This is a genomic window from Kitasatospora sp. NPDC085895, assembly GCF_040702125.1.
Taxonomy (GTDB): domain Bacteria; phylum Actinomycetota; class Actinomycetes; order Streptomycetales; family Streptomycetaceae; genus Kitasatospora; species Kitasatospora arboriphila.
The window spans coordinates 12,697-38,858 of the sequence record NZ_JBFBJY010000081.1; the positions used below are offsets into that span (position 1 = coordinate 12,697).

29 protein-coding genes are annotated in these 26,162 nt (G+C 72.9%); 18 read left to right on the top strand and 11 right to left on the bottom strand.

Annotated elements, in window-relative coordinates; genetic code table 11:
• Nucleotides 1-125: 125 nt before the first annotated feature.
• Nucleotides 126-968: a hypothetical protein gene (locus AB0442_RS33985; protein WP_366167447.1), complete on the bottom strand. Its 843-nt coding sequence runs from the start codon at nt 966-968 to the stop codon at nt 126-128.
• A gap of 158 nt (nt 969-1,126) precedes the next feature.
• Between AB0442_RS33985 and AB0442_RS33990 the strand changes: the two genes are divergently transcribed.
• Nucleotides 1,127-1,309, top strand: a complete 183-nt coding sequence (locus AB0442_RS33990; RefSeq protein WP_366167464.1) for a hypothetical protein — start codon at nt 1,127-1,129, stop codon at nt 1,307-1,309.
• A gap of 27 nt (nt 1,310-1,336) precedes the next feature.
• Here AB0442_RS33990 and AB0442_RS33995 read toward each other — a convergent pair whose 3' ends face one another.
• Complete coding sequence (locus tag AB0442_RS33995) at nt 1,337-2,050, bottom strand: phosphatase PAP2 family protein (protein WP_366167448.1); 714 nt, start codon at nt 2,048-2,050, stop codon at nt 1,337-1,339.
• 200 nt (nt 2,051-2,250) lie between these two features.
• A complete protein-coding gene (locus AB0442_RS34000; protein WP_366167449.1) occupies nt 2,251-3,300 on the bottom strand; it encodes a bifunctional lytic transglycosylase/C40 family peptidase in 1,050 nt (349 codons plus the stop codon).
• Nucleotides 3,301-3,549: 249 nt separating this feature from the next.
• Here AB0442_RS34000 and AB0442_RS34005 point away from each other — a divergent pair, with 249 nt between their 5' ends.
• The 5 genes from AB0442_RS34005 to AB0442_RS34025 all read left to right on the top strand — a co-directional run bounded on the left by AB0442_RS34005 (nt 3,550) and on the right by AB0442_RS34025 (nt 9,048).
• Nucleotides 3,550-3,900: a hypothetical protein gene (locus AB0442_RS34005; RefSeq protein WP_263104159.1), complete on the top strand. Its 351-nt coding sequence runs from the start codon at nt 3,550-3,552 to the stop codon at nt 3,898-3,900.
• A 112-nt stretch (nt 3,901-4,012) separates the two neighbouring features.
• Nucleotides 4,013-4,837 (top strand): hypothetical protein, encoded by an 825-nt coding sequence (locus tag AB0442_RS34010; RefSeq protein WP_366167450.1) that lies wholly within the window; start codon nt 4,013-4,015, stop codon nt 4,835-4,837.
• A complete protein-coding gene (locus AB0442_RS34015; protein ID WP_366167451.1) occupies nt 4,827-6,110 on the top strand; it encodes a hypothetical protein in 1,284 nt (427 codons plus the stop codon). The genes AB0442_RS34010 and AB0442_RS34015 overlap by 11 nt, the downstream gene beginning before the upstream one ends.
• A gap of 3 nt (nt 6,111-6,113) precedes the next feature.
• A complete protein-coding gene (locus AB0442_RS34020) occupies nt 6,114-7,688 on the top strand; it encodes an SCO6880 family protein (RefSeq protein ID WP_366167452.1) in 1,575 nt (524 codons plus the stop codon).
• A gap of 49 nt (nt 7,689-7,737) precedes the next feature.
• Nucleotides 7,738-9,048 carry an ATP-binding protein gene (locus AB0442_RS34025; RefSeq protein WP_366167463.1) on the top strand — a complete coding sequence of 437 codons (1,311 nt, stop codon included), beginning with the start codon at nt 7,738-7,740 and terminating at the stop codon, nt 9,046-9,048.
• Between the two features lie 28 nt (nt 9,049-9,076).
• Here AB0442_RS34025 and AB0442_RS34030 read toward each other — a convergent pair whose 3' ends face one another.
• Nucleotides 9,077-9,517 (bottom strand): hypothetical protein, encoded by a 441-nt coding sequence (locus tag AB0442_RS34030; RefSeq protein WP_366167453.1) that lies wholly within the window; start codon nt 9,515-9,517, stop codon nt 9,077-9,079.
• A 187-nt stretch (nt 9,518-9,704) separates the two neighbouring features.
• Between AB0442_RS34030 and AB0442_RS34035 the strand changes: the two genes are divergently transcribed.
• On the top strand, nt 9,705-11,510 hold the full coding sequence (locus AB0442_RS34035; RefSeq protein ID WP_366167454.1) for a bifunctional metallophosphatase/5'-nucleotidase: 1,806 nt from the start codon (nt 9,705-9,707) through the stop codon (nt 11,508-11,510).
• Between the two features lie 79 nt (nt 11,511-11,589).
• Here the strand turns inward: AB0442_RS34035 and AB0442_RS34040 are convergent, their stop codons facing one another.
• The 5 genes from AB0442_RS34040 to AB0442_RS34060 all read right to left on the bottom strand — a co-directional run bounded on the left by AB0442_RS34040 (nt 11,590) and on the right by AB0442_RS34060 (nt 17,149).
• Complete coding sequence (locus AB0442_RS34040; protein ID WP_366167455.1) at nt 11,590-12,999, bottom strand: HAMP domain-containing sensor histidine kinase; 1,410 nt, start codon at nt 12,997-12,999, stop codon at nt 11,590-11,592.
• Between the two features lie 59 nt (nt 13,000-13,058).
• On the bottom strand, nt 13,059-13,835 hold the full coding sequence (locus AB0442_RS34045) for a response regulator transcription factor (RefSeq protein ID WP_344622590.1): 777 nt from the start codon (nt 13,833-13,835) through the stop codon (nt 13,059-13,061).
• 92 nt (nt 13,836-13,927) lie between these two features.
• The gene (locus tag AB0442_RS34050; RefSeq protein ID WP_366167456.1) at nt 13,928-15,106 is read right to left on the bottom strand and encodes a trypsin-like peptidase domain-containing protein; all 1,179 of its coding nucleotides are present in this window, start codon (nt 15,104-15,106) and stop codon (nt 13,928-13,930) included.
• Nucleotides 15,107-15,213: 107 nt separating this feature from the next.
• Nucleotides 15,214-16,248, bottom strand: coding sequence for a LacI family DNA-binding transcriptional regulator (locus tag AB0442_RS34055; RefSeq protein WP_344622588.1), 1,035 nt, complete (start codon nt 16,246-16,248; stop codon nt 15,214-15,216).
• A 166-nt stretch (nt 16,249-16,414) separates the two neighbouring features.
• Nucleotides 16,415-17,149: a response regulator transcription factor gene (locus AB0442_RS34060; RefSeq protein WP_363540776.1), complete on the bottom strand. Its 735-nt coding sequence runs from the start codon at nt 17,147-17,149 to the stop codon at nt 16,415-16,417.
• Between the two features lie 657 nt (nt 17,150-17,806).
• Between AB0442_RS34060 and AB0442_RS34065 the strand changes: the two genes are divergently transcribed.
• The 6 genes from AB0442_RS34065 to AB0442_RS34090 all read left to right on the top strand — a co-directional run bounded on the left by AB0442_RS34065 (nt 17,807) and on the right by AB0442_RS34090 (nt 20,929).
• Entirely contained in the window at nt 17,807-18,118 is a 312-nt protein-coding gene (locus AB0442_RS34065) for a MoaD/ThiS family protein (RefSeq protein ID WP_366167457.1), read from the top strand.
• A gap of 87 nt (nt 18,119-18,205) precedes the next feature.
• On the top strand, nt 18,206-18,895 hold the full coding sequence (locus tag AB0442_RS34070) for a DUF2993 domain-containing protein (RefSeq protein ID WP_366167458.1): 690 nt from the start codon (nt 18,206-18,208) through the stop codon (nt 18,893-18,895).
• 239 nt (nt 18,896-19,134) lie between these two features.
• A complete protein-coding gene (locus AB0442_RS34075; RefSeq protein WP_350637490.1) occupies nt 19,135-19,215 on the top strand; it encodes a putative leader peptide in 81 nt (26 codons plus the stop codon).
• A 215-nt stretch (nt 19,216-19,430) separates the two neighbouring features.
• Nucleotides 19,431-20,267, top strand: a complete 837-nt coding sequence (locus AB0442_RS34080) for a sulfurtransferase (RefSeq protein WP_363540777.1) — start codon at nt 19,431-19,433, stop codon at nt 20,265-20,267.
• A 36-nt stretch (nt 20,268-20,303) separates the two neighbouring features.
• Nucleotides 20,304-20,594, top strand: coding sequence for a DUF1416 domain-containing protein (locus AB0442_RS34085; RefSeq protein ID WP_030268750.1), 291 nt, complete (start codon nt 20,304-20,306; stop codon nt 20,592-20,594).
• Between the two features lie 62 nt (nt 20,595-20,656).
• Complete coding sequence (locus tag AB0442_RS34090) at nt 20,657-20,929, top strand: DUF3099 domain-containing protein (RefSeq protein WP_344622583.1); 273 nt, start codon at nt 20,657-20,659, stop codon at nt 20,927-20,929.
• Here AB0442_RS34090 and AB0442_RS34095 read toward each other — a convergent pair.
• Nucleotides 20,923-21,285, bottom strand: coding sequence for a DsrE family protein (locus tag AB0442_RS34095; protein WP_366167459.1), 363 nt, complete (start codon nt 21,283-21,285; stop codon nt 20,923-20,925). The two genes, AB0442_RS34090 and AB0442_RS34095, sit on opposite strands and share 7 nt — an antisense overlap.
• A 279-nt stretch (nt 21,286-21,564) precedes the next feature.
• Here AB0442_RS34095 and AB0442_RS34100 point away from each other — a divergent pair, with 279 nt between their 5' ends.
• The 3 genes from AB0442_RS34100 to AB0442_RS34110 all read left to right on the top strand — a co-directional run bounded on the left by AB0442_RS34100 (nt 21,565) and on the right by AB0442_RS34110 (nt 23,694).
• Nucleotides 21,565-22,149, top strand: coding sequence for an FABP family protein (locus AB0442_RS34100; RefSeq protein ID WP_363540778.1), 585 nt, complete (start codon nt 21,565-21,567; stop codon nt 22,147-22,149).
• A gap of 110 nt (nt 22,150-22,259) precedes the next feature.
• Nucleotides 22,260-22,709, top strand: a complete 450-nt coding sequence (locus AB0442_RS34105; RefSeq protein ID WP_344622580.1) for a Fur family transcriptional regulator — start codon at nt 22,260-22,262, stop codon at nt 22,707-22,709.
• 10 nt (nt 22,710-22,719) lie between these two features.
• Nucleotides 22,720-23,694 (top strand): folate-binding protein, encoded by a 975-nt coding sequence (locus AB0442_RS34110; RefSeq protein ID WP_366167460.1) that lies wholly within the window; start codon nt 22,720-22,722, stop codon nt 23,692-23,694.
• An 11-nt stretch (nt 23,695-23,705) separates the two neighbouring features.
• On the opposite strand, the gene dtd is transcribed toward AB0442_RS34110, so the two are convergent.
• Nucleotides 23,706-24,137 (bottom strand): D-aminoacyl-tRNA deacylase, encoded by a 432-nt coding sequence (gene dtd / locus AB0442_RS34115; protein ID WP_030268761.1) that lies wholly within the window; start codon nt 24,135-24,137, stop codon nt 23,706-23,708.
• Nucleotides 24,138-24,474: 337 nt separating this feature from the next.
• Here dtd and AB0442_RS34120 point away from each other — a divergent pair, with 337 nt between their 5' ends.
• The gene (locus tag AB0442_RS34120; RefSeq protein WP_363540780.1) at nt 24,475-24,984 is read left to right on the top strand and encodes an ABC transporter substrate-binding protein; all 510 of its coding nucleotides are present in this window, start codon (nt 24,475-24,477) and stop codon (nt 24,982-24,984) included.
• 56 nt (nt 24,985-25,040) lie between these two features.
• Nucleotides 25,041-25,991 (top strand): asparaginase, encoded by a 951-nt coding sequence (locus AB0442_RS34125; RefSeq protein WP_366167461.1) that lies wholly within the window; start codon nt 25,041-25,043, stop codon nt 25,989-25,991.
• The last annotated feature ends 171 nt before the right edge of the window (nt 25,992-26,162 follow it).

A 26,162-nucleotide genomic window follows, 5' to 3' on the forward strand; every position in this document is an offset into this window, starting at 1 on the left:
CGGCGGTACCCCGTCCTCCAGGGTAAGGAGGAGCGGCGCCCCGCCGTATGGCACGGACGGGTCATCTCTGCGGCCACAGGCACTAGGGCCGGCGGCCGGAACCTGGCTGCAGGCCCCCGGAGCCGTCACTTCGCAGGTGCCGAGGCCTTCGGCGAGTAGATGTCGGCGGAGGACGGCTCGGACGCCCGGACGGGGGTGCCGAAATCGGCCAGCGAGGTGGTCGAGACCACCTTCACCTGGTCCTTCGCCTCCTTGGAGCCCGCCACCCCGGCGAAGGCGAAGGTCTCCACCACCTTGCGCACCCGCCCCTGGGCGTCCAGCCACACCTCGTACGGCACCTGCTTCGCCGTGAAGGTCTGCGCGGCCATCCGCAGGCCGTCCGCGCCCCGGCCGCCGGTGGCCTCGGCCGCCCTGGCGAGGTCCAGGGTGCCCTTGTAGTGCTTGAGCTCCGTGCCGTCGACCGTCTCGGTGCCGACCAGCTCGGCCGACTCCGCGCCGCGCAGCGAGCCGGCGGCGCTGGCCGGGTCCGTGGCGCCGCTGCTGACCAGGTTGCCGTCGGGGAGCTGGCGGACGTCCAGCCGGACCCACTTGCCGGCCGGGACCTTGGCACCGCTGTTCTGCAGGTAGACCGTGCCCGGCAGGACGATCTCCTTGATCGTGCCGGTGGTGGCCGCGCCGGGAGGCACGTCGATCTCCAGGGTGCCGATCCGCTTCACGTAGTCGTAGCCGCCAGTGCCGTTGAACACGGCCTTCTTCTCCGCCGACTCGGTGACCAGCTCGGTGGTGGTGCGGGCCGAGCCCGTCCGGCCGGTGATGTCGGCCGCGGAGCGCACCGCGGTCAGGGGGTCGGCGGAGAGCACGTCCGCCGAGCCGCCCTGCGGCTCGGCGCCCCCGCCCGAGCAGGCGGACAGGACGGCGGCCAGCAGCGCCGCCGCCGCGGCGGTGCGGACGGGCTTCAGCTTCTTCACGATCGACACAACCCCCTCGGGCACCGATGCCCGGCAAGCAGCCACCCCGGATGGGCAGAGCTATCCAGGGCCCAACGAGCCCGGCCCGCAAGGGTTACGGCCGTCCCGGCGTACGGAATCGTCCGCGCGCCCCCGGTCGACGCGTTACGGTGAAGCACGTGTCCAGCGACGTCCCGGCGGAGTCCGTGCCGGTCCCGCCCAACGCCCACCTGGTGGCTCTCCAGGAACGCGGATCGTTCTGCTTCGCCAGCTGCAGCTGCGGCTGGCTCGCCCCGGGGCGGCGCTCCCGCGACCGCGCCCGACGGGACGCCGACGAACACCGGCGCGACGGCACCGTCTGACTGTCCGGCGGAGGGCCGGAGCGGGGCTCAGGCCGCCAGGTCGGACTCCGGAGCCGGCTGCTCGACCACGGCGGGCTCGCGCCGCCGACGGCTGCGGCCGTCCCCGGCACCCCCGCGGGCCGGCCTGCGGGCGACCACCAGCGGCGCGGCCGCCGTCCTGGCGAGCGCGTGGCAGAACGGCACCAGCACCGCCATCGCCAGCGGCGCCAGCAGCAGCACCACGGCGGTGGCCAGGGCGAAACCGCCGATCACGTCCGTCGGGTAGTGCACGCCCATGTACATCCGGCAGAAGCCCTGCAGCAGGGCCAGCGCGCCCGCGACCAGGCCCAGCCTGCGGTTCACCAGCAGCAGGGCGACGGCGATGCCCATCGACATCGCCGAGTGGTCGCTGACGAAGGAGAGGGTGCCCTCCTTGCCCTCCACCAGGACCTCCAGCTCGGGATGGTCCACGAAGGGGCGCGGCCGGTCCACGATCGCCGAGATCGGCAGGTTCGCCAGCTCGGCGATCGCCACCGCCAGCGGCGCCCACAGCAGGCCGGCCACCGCCACCGGGGCGTCCGGCCGGCGGCGGGCCTGCAGCCAGGCCGTCAGGCAGACCGCGGCCAGGCCGAGCAGGATGCCGTACTCGCCGATCCACGAGACCGCGGAGTCCAGCCACCCCGGGGCCGAGACGGCCAGCCCGTTGATCGCGCGGAGCAGGCCCAGGTCGGGGTTGCCCGTGTCGGCGAGCAGCGTCGACACGCCGCACCTCCCTCTCTGTGTCCGGTGCACCGGCCCGGTCGCACCGCCTGCGTCCCCCGTCCCGGCAGGTCGTGGCCGGGGCATGGTCCGGTACGGAGCAACAACGTTCTGAGCAGGCCGGAGGGTTCCGCGGAGATCGCGCGTCACGGAAAATTGACTCGCCGTCCACCGTCCGCCCACACCCGGGGCGGTCCGGAGGCTCAGCTCTGCTTCGGGCCCTGGCCGCCGCTGATCGTACCGTCGGCGTTGCGGACGGGCAGAGCCGCGGCACCGTCCGGGGTGACCCGGGTGGCGCCGATGTAGTCGCGCTGGTCGATGGTGTCGTAGCGGATCACCGCGCCGGTGTGCGGGGCGTCGATCATGTAGCCGCCGCCGACGTAGATCCCGACGTGGTGGATGGACCGCGGATCGTTCAGGTCGTTCGCGAAGAACACCAGGTCACCCGGGCGGAGTTGGTCCCGGGAGGGGTGCTCGCCGGCGTACCACTGGTCGTTGGCCACCCGGGGCAGGGCGATGCCGACGCTCTCGAACGCGGCCTGGGTGAGGCCCGAGCAGTCGAAGCGCCCCTGCTGCGAGGGCAGGCCCTCGCCGCCCCACAGGTACGGCGTGCCGAGCTTGGTCTGCGCGAAGTAGATCGCGCCCGCGGCCTGCTGGGAGAGCCCGACCGCGGTCTGCGGGGCCGGCGCGGTGAAGCTCCTGGCCAGCGACTGGATGTTCTTCACGTAGCCCTGGGTCTCCCGGTAGCCCGGGACCCCGCCGGCCTTTATCACCGCGTACGGGCCGGCGTTGTAGGCGGCCAGCATGTTCGCCTGCCGGTCGCCGGGCACGTTGGAGACGTCCTTGGCCAGCGCGCAGTCGTAGGTGGCGGCCGAGGCGATGGCGTCCGCCGGGTCCCAGATGTCGCGCCGGCCGTCGCCGTTGGCGTCCACCCCGTAGGTGGCCCAGGTGCCCTCCAGGAACTGCGCCATGCCGTACGCCTTGGCCGGGCTCTTGGCGGTCGGGTCGAATCCGCTCTCCTGGTACAGCTGCGCCGCGAGCATCGGGGGCGAGATCTCGGGGCAGAGGGCGCCCCATTTCTCGATCAGCGGCCGGTACGCCGTCGGCACCGTGCCCGACGAGATCGAGAGGTGGTTGGTACCCGACCGGGCCGTGCCGCTCGCGGCGAAGGTCCCGACCGTGACGATTCCGACGAAACCGACCGCCACGACCGCTGCAGCGGCGGCCGCCGTGCCCGCTCTGCGGAGTACCATCAGCACCATCCCCGACGTGGCGTCAGTTGCGAGTGTTCCGGAAGGCATTGCTCAGAGCAATCAGGACAGATACGAAGAGTGAGCGGTATCCTTCGTACGGTGGACATCCTGTCGTACGTGTCCCGCGCCTCACGACCAATCCGCGAGATATAGCCAAGTCGACATCAGATCTGGCCAAGAATAGGTCCTGCCCCTTCGCGAAGCCGTGTTCCGGGGCCTTGAATTTGCCTGATCGGGCGGTGAGATGGAATGAACCTGAGCAGCGTGGACAGCAAGGTGGTCGGCTACCTGGCCGAGGACCCACCCAAGAAGGCCAACATCGACACCATCATCGGCGGCATCGCCCCGGACTGGGGACCGTTCGCCAGCCTCGGGTCCGAGGCGCGGGTGATGGTCGAGGTCGTGATGGCGGTCGCCATCCTGGCCTGCCTCGCCATCGCGGTCTGGGGGGCCGCCAAGCAGCGCATCGGCGCCACCGCGATGCGCGACACGTTCAGTGCCGAGCAGGGCAAGGGACTGATCATCGCGGGACTGACCGGCGTGTTCATCATCGGATCGCTGGGCACCCTGTTCACCATTGTCTACGGCATGGCGATCTGACGATCGTACGGATCGGATAGTCATCCCGGCGGAGCGGCCATGCGACTCTGCCGGCACAGTCGTGTTCGCGTCACCGGGGCCCCGCGGGGCTCCCCGCACCAGGAGGGCCGCCGTGCCGTTGTCCGACGACCAGCCGCACACCCGTACGCGGCTGCCGGTCGGCGAACAGCCCTCCCACCAGGTGACCGCACGTCAGCCGCGTCCCGTCCGGACGCTGCTGACCGTCCTGCTCGTGGTCACCCTGCTGGTGATCGCCGTCTCCGTCGCCAACCGCGGCAGGCCCGACCCGGGCAGCGCCGGCAGCGGCACCGCCGCCCCCGGCTCCGGGGACGGCGCCCAGGCCGGTGCGGCCGCCACCGCACCGAGCGGCACCAAGCCCGTCGACACCACCGCCAACGGCATCGCCAACGGCTTCCCGCACACCGACCAGGGCGCCCAGTCGGCCGCGGCCAACTACGCGACCGCCCTCGGTTCCGCGGAGATGTTCCGGACCGCGAGCCGCCACACCGTCGTCGACACCGTCTCCGACCCCACCGTCGCCGCCGCGATCCAGCAGCGGCTCGACGCCGCCTTCACCGCCGAGAACAACGGCCGCTTCGGCCTCGACGCCGAGGGCCGGGCCCCCAAGGGCCTCACCTTCGTCAGCCGCACCGTCCCCGTCGGCACCCGCACCACCAACTACGCCGACACGGCGACGAAGGTGGAGGTGTGGTGCACCGGGCTGCACGGGCTCGCCGGCGACGGCTCGACCAGGCCGGTCTCCCAGGACTGGTACACCCTCACCGTCACCATGCGCTGGACCGGCAGTGACTGGAAGGTGACCGACTTCGACCGGGCCTCGGGCCCTGCCCCCGTTCCGGGTGATCAGCAGGCGGCCACGGCCCAGCAGATCACTGACGCAGTCCAGAGGTTCGGAGGCTTCCGCTATGCGCGGTGACGGCTCGACCAGATCCTTCGTCCGACGGGCCGGTGCGCTAGGCGGCGCACTCGCCGTCCTGCAGGCCACCGCGCTGATCACCGCCCAGCGGGTGTTCGCCGACCCCACGCCCTCGCCGACACCGTCGTCCACCGGTCCGACCTGCACGGGCCAGGGCGGCGCGGACTGGCTGGGCGGTAACAAGCTGTGCCCTCCGCCCAACAGCACCGTCGTACCCGGCACCGAAGGCCTCGGCACCGTCACCGACCCCCTCGGGTCGCTGGCCAAGGGATGTGCGCAGGCCGCCGCCTGGGTGGTGCGCAAGCTGTCGGGGGCGATCGACGGCACGACGCAGGTGGACTTCACCAACGCCGCATTCCTGCAGCAGTACGCGGTGGTGTTCGCCGGTTCGACGGTCGTCACGCTGGTGCTGTGGCTGCTGGCGGTGACCAAGCGGGCGGTGCGCGGTGCCCCGCTGACGCAGGCGTTCTCGGAGGCGATCGGCTTCCTGTGGCTGACGGTGGTGGCCTCGGCGTTCACCCCGCTGATCCTCTACACGGTGGTCTCGGCGACGGACGGCCTGACGGCGGCGATCTCGGCCGGCACCAAGTCGGACACCGGCACCTACCTGGGCGGCTTCGCGGACACCCTGGAGAAGGGCTCGCTCGGCGGCGGTCCGCTGATCCTGATCATCGTGTCGCTGGTGGCCGTGCTGGCCGCCGCCGTGCTCTGGATCGAGCTGCTGATCCGGGCCGCGATGCTGTACGTGGGCGCGCTGCTCGGCACCGCCGTGTACGCGGGCCTGGTGGACAAGCAGCTGTGGAAGCACGTCCGCCGCTGGGCCGGCCTGATGCTGGCGGTGGACCTGGCGAAGCCGATCATCGTGATCATCCTGGGCCTGGCCGGCGCGGTCGCCACCGGGGCCGGGGCCGACGACGACTTCGCCCGGGTGCTCTCCGGCCTCGCGATCCTCTTCCTGTCGATCTTCTCCAGTGCGGCCGTCTACCGCTTCGTGCCCGGCTTCGGCGACGAGCTCCAGCAGGTGCGGCGGGCCCGGGCGAGTGCGGTCTCCGCCGGCTCGGCGATGATCAACGGCCCGGCGAACCTGGTCAAGCAGGGCATCTCGGCGCACGGTTCGCGCGGCGGCCCGCAGGCGGCCAACGCCTCCTCCGGCGCGGGCGGCTCCGGCATCGCGCCGGGCATCGCCGCGCACGCCGGCCGCGCCGCGGCGCCGCCCGCCCAGCCCTCCGTTCCGGCCCCCGCCCCGATCAACAACCCCACGAAGGGAGGGTGACGGGTGAGCAGCGAACCGCTCGGCCGGTTCGGCGCCCAGTACACCCAGCCGTACGTGCACCAGCGCCGCACCTACCTCATCGGCAAGTCCCGGCCGAACGCGCCGATCGGGCGCAACCGCGAGTCCGGCGAGATCGTGCTGATCATCTTCGGCGCGTTCCTCGGCATGATGTGGGGTCTGCTGATGCCGGTCCTGCCGCTGCGGATCGCCGGCCTGGTGGGCTTCCCGCTGTTGGCGATCATGGCCGTGTACGTGCCGTACCGCCGCCGCACCTTCTACAAGTGGGTGGAGATCAACCGGACGTACCGGCGGACGGTGCGCAGCGGCCGGGCGGTCTGGAAGTCCGAGGTGATCGACGCGGGCACCCGGCTGGACGGGCGCGAGGTGGAGATCGGGCCGCCGCCCGGGGTGGGCCGGCTGCGCTGGCTGTCCGCGCCGTTCGGGCCGGACGAGGTCGGGGTGCTGATGCACCTGGAGCGCCGGACGGTCACCGCCGCGATCGAGATCGAGGGCCCGGGCGTCGGCCTGCGCGACTCGGAGGACCAGGAGGCGCTGGTCGACCGGTTCGGCACGCTGCTCAAGCACGTGGCGAACGGCGACGGCTTCGTGACCCGCCTGCAGATCCTGGCCCGGACGCTGCCCGCGGACCCGGACGCGCACGCCAAGGACGTGGAGCGCCGCGGGGACGACGAGGCGCCGCGCTGGCTCAAGGAGTCGTACGACCAGCTGCAGTCGATGGTGTCGACCTCGTCCGAGCAGCACCGCGCCTACCTGGTGGCCTGCATGCACTACACCCGCGACCTGGCGGCCGAGGCGCACGCCATGGGGCGGACGGCGGACGGCCGACGGCAGCGCGACGACGAGGGCCTGGCGACGGTGATGGCCCGTGAGCTGACCGACATCTGCGCCCGGCTGGCGGAGGCGGACATCCGGGTCCGGCAGCCGCTGGGCCAGGCCCGGCTGGCCTCGCTGGTGCACTCGATGTACGACCCGGACCACCCGATCGACCACATCCAGGCGATGAGCCGGCGCAACGCCTGGCCGGCCGAGCTGGACGCCACCCACCCGCAGTTCCTGCAGGCGAAGACCCGCGAGTCGGCGACCCGCGAGCCGTGGTGCCACGCCACCGCCTGGGTCAAGGAGTGGCCGCTGACCCCGGTCGGCGTGAACTTCCTGGCGCCGCTGCTGGTGCACACCCCGGACGTGATCCGCACGGTCGCGGTCACCATGGACCTGGAGCCGACCGACGTCGCCATCGAGCGGATGCTCACCGAGAAGACCAACGACGAGGCCGAGGCCAACCGCGCGGCCAAGATGAACCGCACCGTCGACCCGCGCGACCTGGCGCACACCGGCCGGGTCGACCAGCGCGGCGACGACCTCGCCTCCGGCGCGGCCGGCGTCAACCTGGTCGGGTACATCACGGTCTCGGCCCGCACCCCCGAGGCGCTGGCCCGCGACAAGCGGACCATCCGTGCCTCGGCCGGCAAGAGCTACCTCAAGCTGGAGTGGTGCGACCGCGAGCACCACCGGGCGTTCGTCAACACGCTGCCGTTCGCGACCGGCATCCGCCGCTGAGGGAGGGGACCCCGTGCTCGGCAACCTCACCGACGCCTTCACCAGCCTGATGTTCGGCAAGGTGGAGACCACCCGTCTGCCCGTCCGCACCTCCACCGGCCAGGCGCAGGCGGTCTACCTGCCGACCGCCGCGCCGGGCCTGGGCGACTCGGGCGTCATCATCGGCCGCGAGGTGTACAGCGGCAAGGGCTACGTCTACGACCCGTTCCAGCTGTACGGCCAGCAGTTGCCGGCGCCGCACTGGCTGGTGCTCGGCGAGTCCGGCAACGGCAAGTCGGCGCTGGAGAAGACGTACGTGCTGCGCCAGCTGCGGTTCCGCGACCGACAGGTGGTGGTGCTGGACGCGCAGGGCGAGGACGGCGTCGGCGAGTGGAACCTGATCGCCAACGCGCTCGGCATAAAGTCGATCCGGCTCGACCCGATGGCGGCCCGGGACGGCGGGGTGAAGCTCAATCCGCTCGACCCGTCGATCACCACCACCGGCCAGCTGTCACTGCTGCGCACCATCATCGAGGTGGCGATGGGGCGCGGGCTGGAGGAGCGGGCCGGCTTCGCGCTGAAGGCCGCGCACGCCCACGTGCACGCCACGGTGAAGGACCGCCAGCCGGTGCTGGACGACATCATCTCCACCCTGCGCAGCCCCGACCTCTCCTCGGTGGAGTCGCTGGGGGTGGGCGTCGAGGACGTGCAGTCCTGGGGCCTGGACGTGGCCCTGGTGCTGGACCGGCTGGTCGACGGCGACCTGCGCGGCATGTTCGACGGCCCGACCACGGCCGGCATCGACCTGGACGCGCCGCTGATCGTCTTCGACCTGTCGCACATCGACCGGAACTCGATCGCGATGCCGATCCTGATGGCGATCGTCGGGGTCTGGCTGGAGCACACCTGGCTGCGGCCGGACCGGGTGAAGCGGATCTTCCTGGTCGAAGAGGCCTGGCACATCATCAACAGCCCGTTCGTGGCACAGCTCTTCCAGCGCCTGCTGAAGTTCGGCCGCCGTCTCGGCCTGTCCTTCGTGGCGGTGGTCCACCACCTGTCGGACGTGGTGGACGGCGCGGCCGCGAAGGAGGCCTCCGCGATCCTGAAGATGGCCTCCACCCGCACGATCTACATGCAGAAGGCCGAGGAGGCGAGAGCCACCGGCCGGGTGCTGGGCCTGCCGCGCTGGGCGGTGGAGATCATTCCAACCCTGTCGCCCGGCATCGCGGTCTGGGACGTCAACGGCAACGTCCAGGTGGTCAAGCACATCATCACCGAGTCCGAGCGGCCGCTCGTCTACACGGACCGAGCGATGACCGAGGACGCCGTCGCGGAGCGCCAGCGGGCCGAGCAGCAGCTCGCCTCCGAACCGATGATCTGACCGCCCCGGCGGCACCGGCCGCCGGGGCTCACCGGAGGCCCTCGGCGGCGCCGGCCGCCAGCACGCCGGCCGCCGCGGCGGCGGTCAGCAGCCAGGCGGCGCCGGTCTGCCACGGCCCCCACGAGGACAGCAGCCCCGCGGCCAGGGCGTGCGCGCACCCGTACCCGGCCGCGAGCGTCGCCGCACCGCGGTCGCCCCGGGCGTACCGGCCCGAGGCGAACAGCGCGAGTCCGGCCGGCAGCAGGAAGGTCAGGCCGCAGAACAGCGCGGGCCCGGTCTCGATCATGCGGACGAACCGCTCCTCGCCGTCCGCGTACCCGGAGGCGTCGCGGGGTGCGGCGAACGGCTGCAGCACCAGGGCCGCGTACGCCGCGGTGCAGAGTGCGGCGGTGAACCAGAGCACCGAGGAGGCGGTCAGCAGCCACCAGGCGGTCAGGCTCGCGGGACGGGGGCGGGCGGGGCTCTCCATGGCGGTGACGCTACGGCCGCTGCGGCAGGCGCCGCCTGAGTACGCGTGCTCAACAACGTGTCAGCTGGTGGAAACCCTCTCGTTACGTCAGAAGACCTGACAGCTACGCGCGTTGACCCTAGGCTTCACTGGTCATGCCACCATGGCCCCGGCCCCCGCCGGGCCCCAGACGGTACGGGGTACCCTCATGTCCACATCCGGTCAGACCGGCAGATACCGCCGTACGGCGCTCGCCGCGGCCGCGGCCGCGGGCCTGCTCGGCACGCTGCTCGTGCCGAGCGTCGCCGAGGCGCACGGCCACCACAAGCCGAAGGTCGAGGACCTCCAGCTCCTCGCCATCAACGACTTCCACGGCAACCTCGAGCCCCCGGCCGGCTCCTCCGGCACCGTCAAGGAGGTCGACCCGGCGACCGGCCAGGTGGTCTCCACCCCGGCCGGCGGTGTCGAGTACCTGGCCACCGCACTGCGCGACGCCCGCAAGGGCCACCGCAACACCCTGACCGTCGCCGCCGGTGACATCGTCGGCGCGAGCCCGCTGCTGTCGGGCCTGTTCCACGACGAGCCGACCATCGAGGCGATGAACAAGCTCGGCCTCGACGTCACCAGCGTGGGCAACCACGAGTTCGACGAGGGCTCCAAGGAACTGCTGCGCCTGCAGGACGGCGGCTGCCACCCGACCGACGGCTGCTACACCGAGGGCCGCAAGTTCAAGGGCGCCGACTTCCAGTACCTGGCGGCCAACGTCACCAACGAGAAGACCGGGCGCCCGATCCTCGACCCGTACTGGATCGCCGACGTGCACGGCGAGAAGGTCGGCTTCATCGGCGTCACCCTGGAGGGCACGCCGAACATCGTCACCGCCGCCGGGGTCAAGGGCCTCAAGTTCGGCGACGAGGTCGAGACGATCAACAAGTACACGGCCGTGCTGAAGCGCAAGGGCGTGAACGCGATCGTCGCCCTGATCCACGAGGGCGGCTACCCGGCCTCCACCACGTACAACTACGACTGCGGCGCGGGCGGCGCCGGCGTCTCCGGCCCGATCGTCGACATCGCGAAGAACATCGACCCCGCGGTCGGCGCGATCGTCACCGGCCACACCCACAACGCGTACGCCTGCGCCATCCCGGACAAGAACGGCGTGCCGCGCTCGGTCACCAGCGCCGCCTCCTTCGGCCGCCTGTACACCGAGATCGACCTGCAGATCGACAAGCGCACGGGCGCCATCGTCCGCCCGTCGGTCACCGCCGCCAACCACGTGGTGCGCCGCACCGTGGCCAAGGCGCCGGACATGACCAAGCTGATCGACACCTACAACAAGCTGGCCGCGCCGATCGCCAACCGCCCGGTCGGCTACATCTCCGCGGACATCAACGGGCGCGGCTCCGCCGACCTCGAGAAGCCGCTCGGCGACGTCATCGCCGACGCCCAGCTGGCCGGCACGGCACCCGCCGACAAGGGCGGCGCGCAGATCGCCTTCATGAACCCCGGCGGCATCCGCTCGGACCTGGTCTACAAGGCCTCCGCGGCCGAGGGCGACGGTGTGGTGACCTACGGCGAGGCGTTCACCGTCCAGCCGTTCACCAACATGATGCAGGTCAAGACGCTCACCGGCGCCAAGGTCGTCGAGCTGCTGCAGCAGCAGGTCAGCGGCCTGAACGACGCCGCGCCGAAGATCCTGCAGGTCTCGAAGGGCCTCACCTACACCCTGGACATGACCAAGACCGGCGCCGCCCGGGTGGTCGTCCCCTCGATCAAGCTGAACGGCACCGCGATCGACCCGGCCGCGTCCTACCGGGTCGCCGCGAACGAGTTCCTGGCGGGCGGCGGTGACGGCTTCCCGGCCTTCACCTCCGGCACCAACACCCTGGTCGGCCCGTCCGACCTGGACCTGTTCAACGCCTACCTGGGCGCCAACAGCTCCGCCGCCAAGCCGCTGGCCCCGCCGGCCCGCGACCGGATCTCCCTGGTCGGCGACGGCACCGACAAGGACTGACGCCGCACCGGCACGAGCCGCGGAGGGCGGGGCACCTGAGGGGGTGCCCCGCCCTCCGCCCGTCCGCGTCCCGTGCCCGCTACTGAGGAGGGGTCGGCTGCCCGGGCAGCTGCAGGGTCGCCAGCGCACCCGGGCCGCCGTCCGCGGCGGGGCCGAGCGTCACCTCTCCCCCGGTGTCCCGGACGGTCTGCGCCACGATCGACAGCCCCAGGCCCGACCCGGGCAGCTGCCGCGAGGACGGCGAGCGCCAGAACCGGTCGAAGACGTACGGCAGCTCGTCCTGCGGGATGCCCGGTCCGTGGTCCCGGACGGTCAGCCGGCCGCCCGTCAGCGCCACGTCCACGGTGCCGCCCGGCGGGCTGTACTTCACCGCGTTGTCCAGCAGGTTGATCACCGCCCGCTCCAGCGCCGCCGCGTCCCCGTGCACGTACCAGGGGTGCACCGACACGTCGAAGGCCAGCCCCGGCCCGCGCAGCCGGGCCCGCTCCACCGCGCGCCCGGCGATCTCGTGCAGGGCGACCACGGCGAGGTTCTGACCCGGCTTCGGTGAGTCCGGCCGGGACAGCTGCAGCAGGTCGCCGATCAGCAGGGTGAGCTCCTGCATCTGCGCCTTCATGTTGCCCAGCAGCTTGCTGCGGGTCGCCGGCGGCAGCGGCCGGCCGGTGTCGTCGCTGCGGATCAGCAGGTCGACGTTGGTGCGCAGCGAGGTGAGCGGGGTGCGCAGCTCGTGCCCGGCGTCGGCGATCAGCCGGGTCTGCCGCTCACGGGAGTTGAGCAGGGCGGTGGACATCGAGTTGAACGAGGTCGACAGCCGCGCGATCTCGTCGCTCCCGTTGACGGGGATGGTCGTCCCGACCTCCTCCGTGCGGGCGATGTGCTCCACCGCGTCCGTCAGCTGGTCCACCGGCTTGAGCGCCGACCGCGCCACGATCCGGCCGGTGAACCCCGCACCGACCACACCGACCGCGGCGACGCCGAGCAGTACGAAGGCCAGTTCGCGGAGTGATTCCTGGACGTCCGTGACGCCTTCGGCGACCAGTTGCACGTATTGGCGGTTGACGCCGTCGACCGTGAGATTGACGGCTGAGCGCCGCACCATGGCGGGTGATCCGTCAAGGTACTCGCCGTCGCGGAACGTCGTGTCGTGGGTGCCGAGTACGGACAGGTCGGAGGGGCTGGACTTGATGGCCCGCTCACTGGAGAGCGGGAAGCAGACCGACCCGTCGGCCGCCACCAGCTGGACGTCCCATCGGTTGCCCTGGGGGTTGCGGCGAATGTCCGGGTCGGCAGCGGTGGCGGCAACGGCCCGTTCCAGCGCGGTCCGGGCATTGTCCGCGCAGGCGATGAACCGCTGCTGCGGGCCGACCAGCACCGGCGGCGCCCCGCGGAGGCTGTTCCGTACCTGGTCGTACAGCCGATCCCTGACGAGGAACCAGCACGCGAGTGCCGACAGCGCGATCGCCACCGCGACCGCGGCGGCGGTGAGCATGGCCAGCCTGCTCCGCAGCGAACGGCCGCGGAACCACCCCGTGAGCCGGCCGACCGCCTTCACGCCGCCGCGCCGCTGGCGGGCCGCAGCGCGTAGCCGACGCCGCGCACGGTCTGGATGAGCCGGGGCATGCCGCCGTGCTCGGTCTTGCGCCGCAGGTACATGACGTAGACGTCGAGCGAGTTGGACGACGGTTCGAAGTCGAAGCCCCAGACGGCCTTGAGGATCTGTTCCCGGGTCAGCACCTGCCGCGGGTGGGCGAGGAACATCTCCAGCAGCATGAACTCCGTCCGGGTGAGTTCGATCGGCTTGCCGCCGCGGGTGACCTCGCGGGTGGCGGTGTTCATCCGCAGGTCGGCGAAGGAGAGCACCTCGCCGTCGTCCTCGGCGGCGGCCGCGCGGGCGGCGGCCTCGCTGGCGAGGGCGCTGCGGCGGAGCAGGGCGCGGACCCGGGCGAGCAGTTCGTCGAGCTCGAAGGGCTTGGCGAGGTAGTCGTCGGCGCCGACGTCGAGGCCGGTGACGCGGTCGCCGACGGCGTCGCGGGCGGTGAGCATCAGCACGGGCGCGGTGTCGCCGCGCGAGCGCATCCGGCGGACGGCGGTGAGGCCGTCCATCCGCGGCATCATGATGTCGAGCAGCACCAGGTCGGGCCGGTCGCGTTCGACGGCCTCCAGCGCTTCGAAGCCGTCGGTGGCGGTGGTGACCTCGTATCCCTCGAAGGCGAGGCTGCTCTCCAGGGCGTCCCGCAGGGCGGGCTCGTCGTCGACCACGAGGAGCCGCGCGGGGCCGGGGCCGGCGGTCTCGGCAGGGGTGCGGTCGTCGGCGGGGGGAGTCATGGGCTGGGGCCCTTTCTGGCTCTCGTGGGGGCGGTGCTGCGGGGGTGCTGCCATTGTCCTGCGGGAGGCGCCCGGGTGCGGGGGGTGTGCGGTCACAGGTTCCGGCCGGACTGCATGTCCGACAGGACCTGCTTGACGGTGTCGATCGGGATGGCGAAGCCGAGTCCGACGCTGCCGGCGCTGCTGGAGTCGGCGGTGGAGTTGGAGCCGCTCGCCGAGTACATGGCCGAGTTGATGCCGATGACCTGGCCGTTGGCGTTGATCAGCGGGCCGCCGGAGTTGCCGGGGTTGAGCGCGGCGTCGGTCTGCAGCGCCTTGTACGTGGCGGAATCACCGGAGCTGCCGGAGCCGTTGGAGCCGGAGCCGCCCTGGTGGCCGGGCAGCCGCGGGAAGCCGAAGCCGCCGTTGCCGCGGGTGGTGCCCTCGTCGACCTGGACGGTGACCTCGCGGTTCTCGGCGCTGATGATGCCGGAGGTGACGGTGCCGGTGAGGCCCTCGGGGTTGCCGATGGCGACGACCGGGTCGCCGACCCGCACGGCGGAGGAGTCGCCGAGGACGGCGGGGGTGAGCCCGCTGACGCCGGAGGCGGTGATCACGGCGACGTCCAGGGACTTGTCGGTGCCGGTGACGGTGGCCTCGGCGGTGCTGCCGTCCTTGAAGGTGACGGTCATCCGCCCGCCGTCCACCGCGCCCGCTATGACGTGGTAGTTGGTGAGGATCTGGCCCTTGGCGGTGAGCACGACGCCGGTGCCGGTGGCGGTGCCGCTGCCGTCCTGCACGGTGATCTGGACGACGCTGGGGGAGACCGCGCCGGCGATCGCGGTGACGTCGGCGGTGCCGTCGGACCTGGCGGCGACCGGGCTGACCACCGTGCTGGTGGCCGCGGCGGTGGTCCCGCCGGCCTTGGTGACCACGCCGCCGGCGACCCCGCCGAGCACGGCGGCCACCGCGGCGACGGCTGCGGCCAGGGCGAGCCGGCCGCGCAGGAAACCGCGCCGGGCGTGGCCGCCGGAGCCGGCCGCCGCGGCGGCGCCGGGGCCCTCGGGCGGTACGGGCGGCTCGGGCGGGTCCGCGAAGGCGGCGGTGTACGGCGGCGGGAGCTGCCCGCCGTCGGCGGTGTGTCCGGCGGGTCCGGGCACGGGCGCCTGGTGGGCGTCGGCCGGGTGCGCGGTCGGCTCGTGGGCCGGCCGGTCGGGGTGCGCGCCGGGCCACACCAGGTGGCCGTCGGCGGTGCGGTACGGGTCCTCGCTGCTGCGGTACGGGTCGCTCATGACGACCACGCTCCGCCCGGCGGATGAAGGCTTGATGAGAACGCGCTCAGAACGGTCCGAGAAGCCCGTCAGGTTCTCATAAAGCCTGGTCAGGCCGCAGGTGCGGGCTACTGGCCGTTGCAGCCGCAGGAACGCCGTACGACCAGGCGCGATTCGAACTTGCGCACCCGCTCGGTGTCCGAGCCGGGCACCATCAGCGAGTCGTCGAGCACCAGGTCGACCGCGGCGCGGGCCATCGCGTCGCGGTCGGAGGCGACGGTGGTGAGCGGCGGGTCGGCGAGGGCGGCCTCGGGCACGTCGTCGAAGCCGGCGACGGCGAGGTCCTCCGGCACCTTCAGGCCCACCTCGCGGGCGGCCCGCAGCACGCCGATCGCCTGGTCGTCGGTGGAGCAGAAGATCGCCGGCGGCCGGTTCGGGGAGCGCAGCAGCTCCAGGGCGACCTCGTAGGCGCCGTAGCGGTGGAACGGCGCGTCGACCAGGTGAGGCTCGGCCGGCAGGCCGTGCGCGGCCATGGCGCGCTGCCAGCCCTCGACGTGGTCGATGACCGGGTCGCCGGGGGCGGGGGACTCGACGGGGCCGCCGAAGCAGACCACGTACGGGTGGCCGTGCACCTCCAGGAGGTGGCGGACGGCGAGCTCGGAGCCGCCGACGTCGTCGGTGACCACGGCGACGTCGTCGATCGCCTCGGGCCGGCGGTGCAGCAGCACGACCTTGGCGCCCTCCATCGCGGCGAACTCCTCGGCGGCCCGCTGCGAGGGGCCCTGGCTGACCAGGATCAGTCCGGCGACCCGCATGCCGAGGAAGGCCCGCACGTAGTGGACCTCGCGGTCGTCCACGTAGTCGGAGTTGCCGATCAGCACGAGCTTGCCGCGCTCGGAGGCGGCGCGTTCGACCGCGTGCGCCATCTCGGCGAAGAAGGGCTGCCGGGCGTCGGGGACGACCATCCCGATCAGGTTGGTGCGGCGCGAGGCCATCGCCTGGGCGACGCTGTTCGGCCGGTAGCCGAGCTGCTCGATCGCCGCGAGGACCTTCTCGCGGGTCGCCGGGGCGACCGGTCGGGGTCCGTTGTTGATCACGTAGCTGACGACCGCGGTCGAGGTCCCAGCCAGTCGGGCTACATCGTCGCGCGTCACCTTGGCCACGGAGGGAGTCTACGCGGGTGGCAGGGGGACGGTAGGAGGAGTCTCACGTACCGGAGGGTCACCCGTCGGCCGGGGGAGGGTGCACCCCGCCCCTATCCGGACAAGCCGGACACCAGGGGCCTCGCGGGCGACGGCCGGACGCGGGTGCCGGCCGCCGCCCGCGGGCTCAGGCCTCCTGGACGGCGGCGGCGTGCTGCTCGGCGCCGGACCGGTCGCCGCCCTTGTCCGCCTTGTCCGGGACGACGAACCGGTAGCCGACGTTGCGGACGGTGCCGATCAGCTGCTCGTGCTCGACGCCGAGCTTGGCCCGCAGCCGCCGGACGTGGACGTCGACCGTGCGGGTGCCGCCGAAGTAGTCGTAGCCCCAGACCTCCTGCAGCAACTGGGCGCGGGTGAAGACCCGGCCGGGGTGCTGCGCGAGGTACTTGAGGAGCTCGAACTCCTTGAAGGTGAGGTCCAGCACCCGGCCCTTGAGCTTGGCCGAGTAGGTGGCCTCGTCGACCGACAGGTCGCCGTTGCGGATCTCCATCGGGGAGTCGTCGGCGGTGACCTGGAGCCGGCCCATGGCGAGCCGGATCCGGGCCTCGACCTCGGCCGGCCCCGCGGTGTCGAGCAGCACGTCGTCGATGCCCCACTCGGCGGTCACCGCGGCCAGGCCGCCCTCGGTGACGATCAGCACCAGCGGGCAGCCGATGCCGGTGGAGCGCAGCAGCTGGCACAGGCTCCGGATCTGCGGCAGGTCGCGCCGGCCGTCGACCAGGATCACGTCGGCGCTCGGGGTGTCGACCAGGGCCGATCCCTCGGCCGGGGCGACCCGGACGTTGTGCAGGAGCAGGCCCAGTGCGGGCAGCACCTCGGCGGACGGCTGCAGGGCGTTGGTCAGCAGGAGGAGAGAACTCATACCCGGTAGTCCCCTTTCCGGGTCGTCGCGGTCGCGTTGCGCCTGCGGCGGGGCCGGGCGGCGCGGCGGCGGTGAAGGTGGAGGATGCGCTCGCAGGGCGTCCGGGGGGAGCTCCGGTGGATTCGCGGGCGCGCACGGCACAGCGGTGCGGACGCGAGGAGTCCCGCGACCCCCGGCGTACCGTTCCTGCCCTGCCCATCCGCGAACCTTCCGGTCTGCTCCCACGCCGGGTGAGGCCCGGCGCCGGTCCTGACGCCCCGTCGGGCCGCGGGCACTCCGTCGTGCCGTTGTCCTCGGGGTGTTCCCGCCTCCGGCGCGGGTGGTGCGCCGTTCGCAAGAACGTCCGTACTGGCGTCCTGAAAGCACAAAAGGACCCGGGGGCGACTCTGCCCGGATCCCTTACGCCTCGAGAATAGCCGACCACGCCCAGCTCCGGGAGGGGCGCGCGGCGAGTGCTGGATCACGCGGCGTGCGCCCCCGGCCCTCGCGGAGGTCCGCCGTCCGCCCGTCCGGGCCGGGGCGTTGACGACCCGGCGGCCGTCCGGTCCATCATGGGTGCAGCACCGGCCGCACCGTACGTGTACACCTTGGCGTGGGCGGGCCGGCGGACGGAGCCGGGCCGCTGCACCGGGCGAGGGACGACGAGGAGGGCTTGCCATGGGCACCACCGCCGCTGCTTCACCCGGGGGAGTGGCCCCGGCCGCCGCACGGGTGACCGGGACGATCCGCTACTGGGCCGCCGCCAAGGCCGAGGCGGGCACCGCCGAGGAGCCGTACGAGGCCGCCACGCTCGCCGAGGCGCTGGCCGCGGTGCACGAGCGGCACGCCGACCGGCCCCGGCTGCTCCAGGTGCTCGGGCACTGCTCGTTCCTGGTCGACGGCGAGCAGGTCGGCACCCGCGACCGCGCCGGGGTCACGCTCACCGAGGGCGGCACCGTCGAGGTGCTCCCGCCGTTCGCCGGCGGCTGAGTCCGGCCGCCAGGAACCGCACGGGGCGGCCGATCGTCGTAGCACTCCGGACGGCACGGCGACACGGAGCGACCACCGGGAGACATGATGCGCGGCTGGCTGAAGGCGACGATCGGCCTGGCGGCCCTGGCCGGACTGCTGGTCGGCGCGGACCGGGTGGCCGTGGGCGTCGCCGAGGACGAGGCCGCCGACCGGCTGGCGGGCAGCGGCCGGATGGCCCAGCGCCCGGCCGTGCACATCGACGGCTTCCCGTTCCTCACCCAGGCCCTCGCCAAGGAGTTCGACGACGTCCGGCTCTCCGGCGAGGGCATGACGGTCGGCAACGGCAGCCAGCAGGTGGCGCTGCGCTCCTTCAGCGCCCGGCTGTCCGGGGTGTCCGTCGGCGACGACTACCGCAGCGCCACCGTCCGGCACGGCAGCGGCACCGGGCTGATCAGCTACGCCGACGCGGCCCGGCTGGCGGCGCCGCAGTCGGGCGTGCCCGGCGCCGACCGCCTGGAGCTGTCGTACGGCGGCCCCGGCAAGGTCAAGGCCTCGCTGATGGGCATGTCCGTCGGCCAGGGCGACGTGCACAGCTCGGGCAACACCATCACCGCGGACGGCTTCAAGCTCACCGGCATGGCGTCGGTGCTGAACGGCGCGCTCGGCGGGAAGCTGGGCGCGCGCAGCTTCACCCTCACCGAGCTGCCGGCCGGCCTGAACCTCTCCGGCGCCGTGCCGCAGCCGGAGGGCCTCCAGCTCACCTTCCAGGGCGAGAACGTCCGCGTGATCGGCTGATCCGCCGGTCGAGGCGCCCGCCGCCCCGTTCCTCCACCCCTCCCGTCCCGCACTGCGAGACGCGCTGTCCAGCAATGCCGCTCGCGCCGACGCCCCGGACCCCGTTCCGGTCGTGCCGGGGCGGCATTCGTGCTGGCCGCAGGGGCGGTAAATCGGCAAATCCCAGCATTCGGGCCATCTGGTCTCATTATTCGACACGCTGATGACAGCGGGCCCGCGGTGTCCCTAGCATCGTCGGCATGAAGCGACAGGCGGATCTCACGAAGCGGCGGGCGGTAGACCTGTGCCGCGTGTCCACCTGCCTGTGTCGAATGCGCTGACCGGGCAGCTCTGACCAGCCCGTCAGGCCCCGCCCGCCCCGCATGCCGGCCCCGTGCGGTCCGCTCCCGGACCGCCGGCCCCCGGCGCCTCTGACCCGAACCGCCCGCCAGGCCCACGACCTGCGGTGTCCGAATTGTGGACACCCGGTCGGAACCCGGGCCCGCGGGCACCCACAGCAGCCTTCCGCCAACCGCCCCCGGATGGAGACATCACCATGAGCCGCAGCGACGTCCTGGTCGACGCCGACTGGGTCCAGGCCCGCCTGGACGACCCGAAGGTCGTCATCGTCGAGGTCGACGAGGACACCTCCGCCTACGAGAAGAACCACATCCGCAACGCCGTCCGCATCGACTGGAAGACCGACCTCCAGGACCCGGTGCGCCGCGACTTCATCGACCAGGCCGGCTTCGAGGCGCTGCTCAGCGCCAAGGGCATCGCCAACGACCAGACCGTGGTGCTCTACGGCGGCAACAACAACTGGTTCGCCTCGTACGCCTACTGGTACTTCAAGCTGTACGGCCACGGCGACGTCCGTCTGCTGGACGGCGGCCGCAAGAAGTGGGAGCTCGACTCCCGCGAGCTGGTCGTCGAGGTGCCCGAGCGCGCCGCGACCGAGTACAAGGCGAAGGCCGTGGACAGCTCGATCCGCGCCTTCCGCGACGACGTGGTCAACGCGATCGGCAACCTCAACCTGGTCGACGTGCGCTCGCCCGACGAGTTCTCCGGCAAGCTGCTCGCCCCGGCCCACCTCCCGCAGGAGCAGTCGCAGCGTCCGGGCCACGTCCCGAGCGCCAAGAACATCCCGTGGGCCAAGAACGCCAACGACGACGGCACCTTCAAGAGCGACGACGAGCTGCGCGCGCTCTACCAGCAGGAGGGCGTGGACCTGGCCAAGGACACCATCGCCTACTGCCGCATCGGCGAGCGCTCCGCGCTCACCTGGTTCGTGCTGCACGAGCTGCTCGACCAGCCGAACGTGAAGAACTACGACGGCTCCTGGACCGAGTACGGCAGCCTCGTCGGCGTGCCGATCGAGCTCGGCAGCAACTGAGCCCCCGGCTCGAACCGTAGGAAGGGAAGACGAGACATGTGCGGTGCGAAGGCCGGCGGCCCGGACCTGGCAGGAGTTGACGTGGCGAGCGAGACGATCATCCAGGGTTCGGTGACCCGCGACGGCGAGCCGGTCAACGGCTACGTGCGGCTGCTCGACGAGGGCGGCGAGTTCACCGCCGAGGTGCCCACCTCGGCGACCGGACAGTTCCGCTTCTTCGCCCGTCCGGGCACCTGGACGCTGCGTGCGCTGGTGCCGGGCGCGACCGTCGACCGCCAGGTCGTGGCCGCCCAGGGCGAGTTCACCGAGGTCGCGATCGCGGTCTGACCGCCGACGACCGGTGCCGTGGCCCCCTGCCGAGCAGGGGGCCACGGTCATACCCTGGAGGTGTGCAGGCACACCGGCGGCACGTCCGCTACTTCGTCATGATGGGCGTCTGCCTCGGCATGTTCGTCCTGGCCTGGGGCGTCGTGCGGCTCTGGTCCGTGCCCGCCGCGGTCGGGATGTGCCTGTTCGCCATGGTCATCCCGCCGCTCGCCGCGGTCTTCGCCAACAAGCGCGACCCGGACGACGACTGGTGGAACGACCCGCGCTGGGACGACCCCCGGTGGGACCGGCCCGGCCACGACCGGGACCGCCCCGACCACGAGCCGCGTCAGTAGACCAGCGCCTGCACCCCGTCGGCCATGATCTCGCTCAGGAAGACCTGGGCGCCCGCGATCCGGACCCCCTCGACGGTGTCCTTCTCGCCGATGCCCCGGCGCGCCGCGCACTGGGTGCACAGCGTCACCGTGCCCGCCGCGAGGACCGACTCCAGCAGCTCCGGCAGCGGCGCGGCGTGCGGCAGCTCGAACTCGGCCGCCCGGCCCGGCAGCGCGAACCAGGACGACTCCCCGGTCAGCCAGAGCGACACCTCGACCCCACTGGCGACCGCGACCGCCGCCACCGTGAAGGCCTGCGAGCAGCGCTCCGGCGCGTCCGCCCCGGCCGTGACCTTGATGACCAGCTTCTTCGACATGCCGCCCAGACTATCGACGGCGTGGCGGGGCTCACCGAGACCGGCCGGAGGGTGGCCGATAGACTCGCGACGTCATTCGTCTATCTGTCCGCCCGCCCGCAATGGAGCGCCTCGTGTCCGGTCTGGAAATCTTCTTCGACAGTCTGCTCGCGCTGATGGCCGTCCTGATCACCTGGTTCGCCATCTTCTCGGTGATGAAGCTCTACCAGGGCCAGCGCTGACGCCGCCCGACTGCCGTAACGTGTGGAGTCAGCAGACTCCGACGACAGCAGCAGGAAAATGATCGAGATCCCTTCCGACCTCCACCGTGACGTCGTCCCGCTGGCCTTCCTCCTCGGTACGTGGGAGGGCGCCGGCGTCCACGACTTCCCGGGCACCGAGAAGTGCAACTTCGGCCAGGAGGTCGTCTTCCGGCACGACGGCCGGCCGTTCCTGGAGTTCCGTTCCCGCACCTGGGTCCTGGACGAGCAGGGCGAGAAGGTCCGTCCGCTGGAGAACGAGCACTCCTTCTGGCGGATCACCAGCAACCAGCACGGCACGTCCGGTGAGCGCGAGATCGAGGTCTCGTCCGTCCGCGACGACGGCACCGTGGAGATCTGGTACGGCAAGCTGCACGACGGCAAGCCGCAGATCGACCTCGCCACCGACGCGGTCGCCCGGATCGAGGGCGCCCCGGCCTACACGGGCGGCAAGCGCCTGTACGGCATGGTCAAGGAGGAGCTCCTCTGGGTCGGCGAGAAGGCCGCCCCCGAGGTTCCGCTGCGGCCGTACATGTCCGCGCAGCTCAAGAAGGTGCTGAGCCCGGCGAAGCTGATCCAGGACATCAACGACCTGCCGGACGACGGCATCGCGTTCTTCCGCTGACCGGCCGCCGGGCCCGCCCGGCCCGGTCCGCGGGACCGCACGAGGTAGGGACCGACCCCGGGGTCGGTCCCTACACTTGTCCCATCACCTCCAACGGGCAGGGACCTACCGTGGCGAACACCGAAACCCCCACCGACTGGAAGAGCGACCTGCGGCAGCGCGGCTACCGGCTGACCCCGCAGCGCCAGCTCGTCCTGGAGGCGGTCGACGTGCTGGACCACGCCACCCCGGACGAGATCCTCGGCCACGTCCGCAAGACCGCCAGCGGGGTCAACATCTCCACCGTCTACCGGACGCTGGAGCTGCTGGAGGAACTCGGCCTGGTCTCCCACGCGCACCTCGGCCACGGCGCCCCGACCTACCACCTGGCCGGCCGCCACACCCACCTGCACCTGGTCTGCCGGGACTGCGACAAGGTCACCGAGACCGACACCGCGATCGCCGCCCCGCTGATCGAGAGCCTGCGCGCCGAGCACGGCTTCGACACCGACCTCAAGCACTTCGCGATCTTCGGCCGCTGCGCCGACTGCACCGAAAAGCGCGGCGGCACGCAGTCGTAAGCTGGCCGGTATGACCGGAACCAAGAGCCCGCTGCTCGACCTGCCCGGCGCCGTCCCCGCCGAGGGACCCGACGAGGGCGTCGCCGCCCACTACGGCGACTTCTTCCGGGAACAGCGCGAGCTCGCCGCCGGCCGCGGCTTCGTCGACCTCTCGCACCGCGGGGTGGTCACCGTCAGCGGTGCCGACCGGCTCTCCTGGCTGCACCTGCTGCTCACCCAGCACGTCAGCGCGCTGCCCCCGCAGCAGGCCGCGGACGCCCTGATCCTCTCTCCGAACGGGCACGTCGAGCACGCCCTCTACCTGGTCGACGACGGCGGGACCACCTGGGTGCACGTGGAGCCCGGCACCGCGCCGGCGCTGATCGCCTACCTGGAGAGCATGAAGTTCTTCTACCGGGTCGAGATCGCCGACGCGACCGCCGACCTCGCCGTGGTGCACCTGCCGGCCGGCTCCGCCGCGTCCGCGGAGGGCGCCGCGGCCGTCCGGGAACTCCCGTACGGCCGCGAGCTGTTCGTGCCGCGGTCCGAGCTGGAGGAGCTGACGGCCGGTTACGGTCCGGCGGCCGGCGTCTGGGCGTACGAGGCGCTGCGGATCGAGGGCCACCGGCCGCGGCTCGGCTTCGAGACCGACCACCGCACCATCCCGCACGAGGTCGACTGGCTGGCCACCGCCGTCCACCTGCAGAAGGGCTGCTACCGCGGCCAGGAGACGGTCGCCCGGGTGCACAACCTCGGCCGCCCGCCGCGCCGGCTGGTCTTCCTGCACCTCGACGGCACCGAGGAGAAGCTGCCGCAGCACGGCGCCCAGGTCCGGCTGGCCTCGGACGGCGAGGACGGCCGTGCGCTCGGCTTCGTGACCTCCTCGGCCCGGCACTGGGAGCTCGGGCCGATCGCCATGGCGCTGGTCAAGCGGAACGTCCCGGTGGACGCGGTGCTGCTCGCCGACGGCGTGCCCGGCACCCAGGACGTGATCGTCCCGCAGTAGCCCGGCGGGGCTCAGACCTCCAGCAGCACGGTGAACGGCCCGTCGTTCACCAGCGACACCTTCATGTCCGCCCCGAACCGCCCGGTCTCCACCTTGGCGCCCAGCGCCCGCAGCTCGGCCACCACCGCGTCCACCAGCGGCTCGGCGACCGGGCCGGGCGCGGCGGCGTTCCAGGTGGGCCGGCGGCCCTTCCGGGCGTCGCCGTACAGCGTGAACTGACTGATCACCAGCAGTGGTGCGCCCAGCTCCTCGCAGGAGAGCTCGGGGGAGCCGGGGAACAGCCGCAGTGTCCACAGCTTGCGGGCCAGCTGGGCGGCCTTCGCCGGGGTGTCCTCGTGGGTCGCGCCGACCAGCACGCACAGGCCCGGCCCCTCGATCGCGCCCACGCACTCGCCGTCCACCCGGACGGCCGCCTCCGACACCCGCTGCACCACTGCTCGCATGCCGCCATTCTGCCGGAGGCGCGCGGCGCCTCGGCGTGCGCCGGGTGGCGCGCGCGTGCGCCGAGGTCGGCGCAGGTCAGCGAGTGGCCGCCAATTGTCGTACCAGCCATGGCGGTTCGCCAGGGGGGCCGTTCGGGTGCCGGGCGGTGCGCGGCCGCCCGCCGGGGTGGCACGCTGTCCGACGCCGCCCGCGCACGGCCCGTCGACCGACCAGGTCCCCCGGCGCCGCTAGCCCGAGCGGGTGGCACCGGCGCCCGCAGGGAACTCCCCGGGGCGGCCGGTCGTGTTCGGGTACGGGCAGCACGGCCCGGGACGCAGGAACAACGGCAGGTGGTGGATGGACGCGAGCGACATCGGCGGGCTGGGCCTGGACCAGCTACGGACGCTCCGGCGGGACGCACAGGAGCAGGAGGCCGACCTCTCGTACCTCCGCCGCCTGCTGCAGGGCCGGATGGACATCCTGCGGGCCGAGCTCGCCCGCCGCCGGGTGCCGCACGACCTCGCTCCGCAGCCCTCCGCCGACCTGCTCGACCGGCTGCCGGCGATCCTGGCCGACCTGCCCTCCCCCGTCCGCCGCCCGGCCCGGCACGTGACGCTCGGCCCGCCCCGCGGCGCCGAGTACCGCCGCGAGGCCGACGCGCTGATGGGCGACGTCCGGCTCGCCGACCTCGCGGCGCGCCCCACCTCCGCCCTGCTGTCCGCCGTCGAGCGGCTCTCCCGGCACGAGCGCGAGGTCTCCGGCCGGCGCCAGGTGCTGCAGCGGACGGCGGACGACTGCAGTGCGGAAATCACCCGCAGGTACCGTGAAGGGGAAGCACGGGTCGACGACCTGCTCACGGGAGGCTGAGGAGCGGGCGGCGGCCGGGCCACCCTCACCCAGTGCACTCGCCGTCAGGAGTCTCCATGCCCCAGTCCGCCCTGCCCGCCCTCGCCGAGGTCATACGCTCCGGCTTCGTCGAGGGCCGCCACCGCGGCTCCCTGGTGATGCTCGCCGCCGACGGCTCGGTCGAGTACGCGCTCGGCGCACCCGAGGCGCCGGTCTTCCCGCGCTCCACCGCCAAGCCCTTCCAGGCGGTGGCCACCCTGCGGGCCGGCCTCGCCCTGGACGGCGAGGCGCTCGCCCTGGCCGCGTCCAGCCACTCCGCGGAGGACTTCCACCGCGACGCCGTCCGCGCCGTGCTCGCCGCCGCCGGCCTCACCGAGGAGGCCCTGCGCACCCCGGCGGACCTCCCGCTCGACCGGGTCGAGGCCGAGCTGCTGCTGCGCTCCGGCGGCAGCGCCGCGCCGATCATGATGGACTGCTCCGGCAAGCACGCCGGCTGGCTGGCCGCCAGCGCCGCCAACGGCTGGGACACCGCCGCGTACCTCGACGCCGCCCACCCGATCCAGGTGCTGGCCCGCGAGGCCCTGGAGGAGGCCACCGGCGAGCGCGCCGCGCACGTCGGCACCGACGGCTGCGGCGCCCCGCTGCTCGCCGTCTCGCTGACCGGCCTGGCCCGCGGCTACCGCTCGCTGGTGCTCTCCGACCCCGGCACCCCGCAGCGCCGCGTCGCCGACGCCATGCGCGCCCACCCCGAGTACGTGGCCGGCACCCGCCGCGCCGACACCTGGCTGATGCGGGCGGTGCCCGGCACGCTCTCCAAGATGGGCGCCGAAGCCGTCCAGGTGGTCGCGCTGGCCGACGGTCGGGCGCTCGCCTTCAAGATCGACGACGGTGCCGAGCGGGCCCGCGGCCCGGTGCTCGCCGCCGCGCTGCGCCGCCTCGGCGTCGAACACGAGGTGCTGGACCGGATCGGCGCCGAGCCGCTGCACGGCGGCGGCGCGGTGGTGGGCGAGGTCCGCGCCGCGTTCTGATCCCCCGCACCGGCACGGCACCGCACAGCACCGCACCGACGCAGCGGCCGCCCGGGCGTCCCCCGGGCGGCCGCGGCGCCGCCCCCCCGCGCCCCCGCGGCGCGCGGGGCGCGGCGGCCGGCGGCCCCGGGGGCGCGGGCCCCCCCCCCCGCCCAGAGAGGCAGGGGGGCG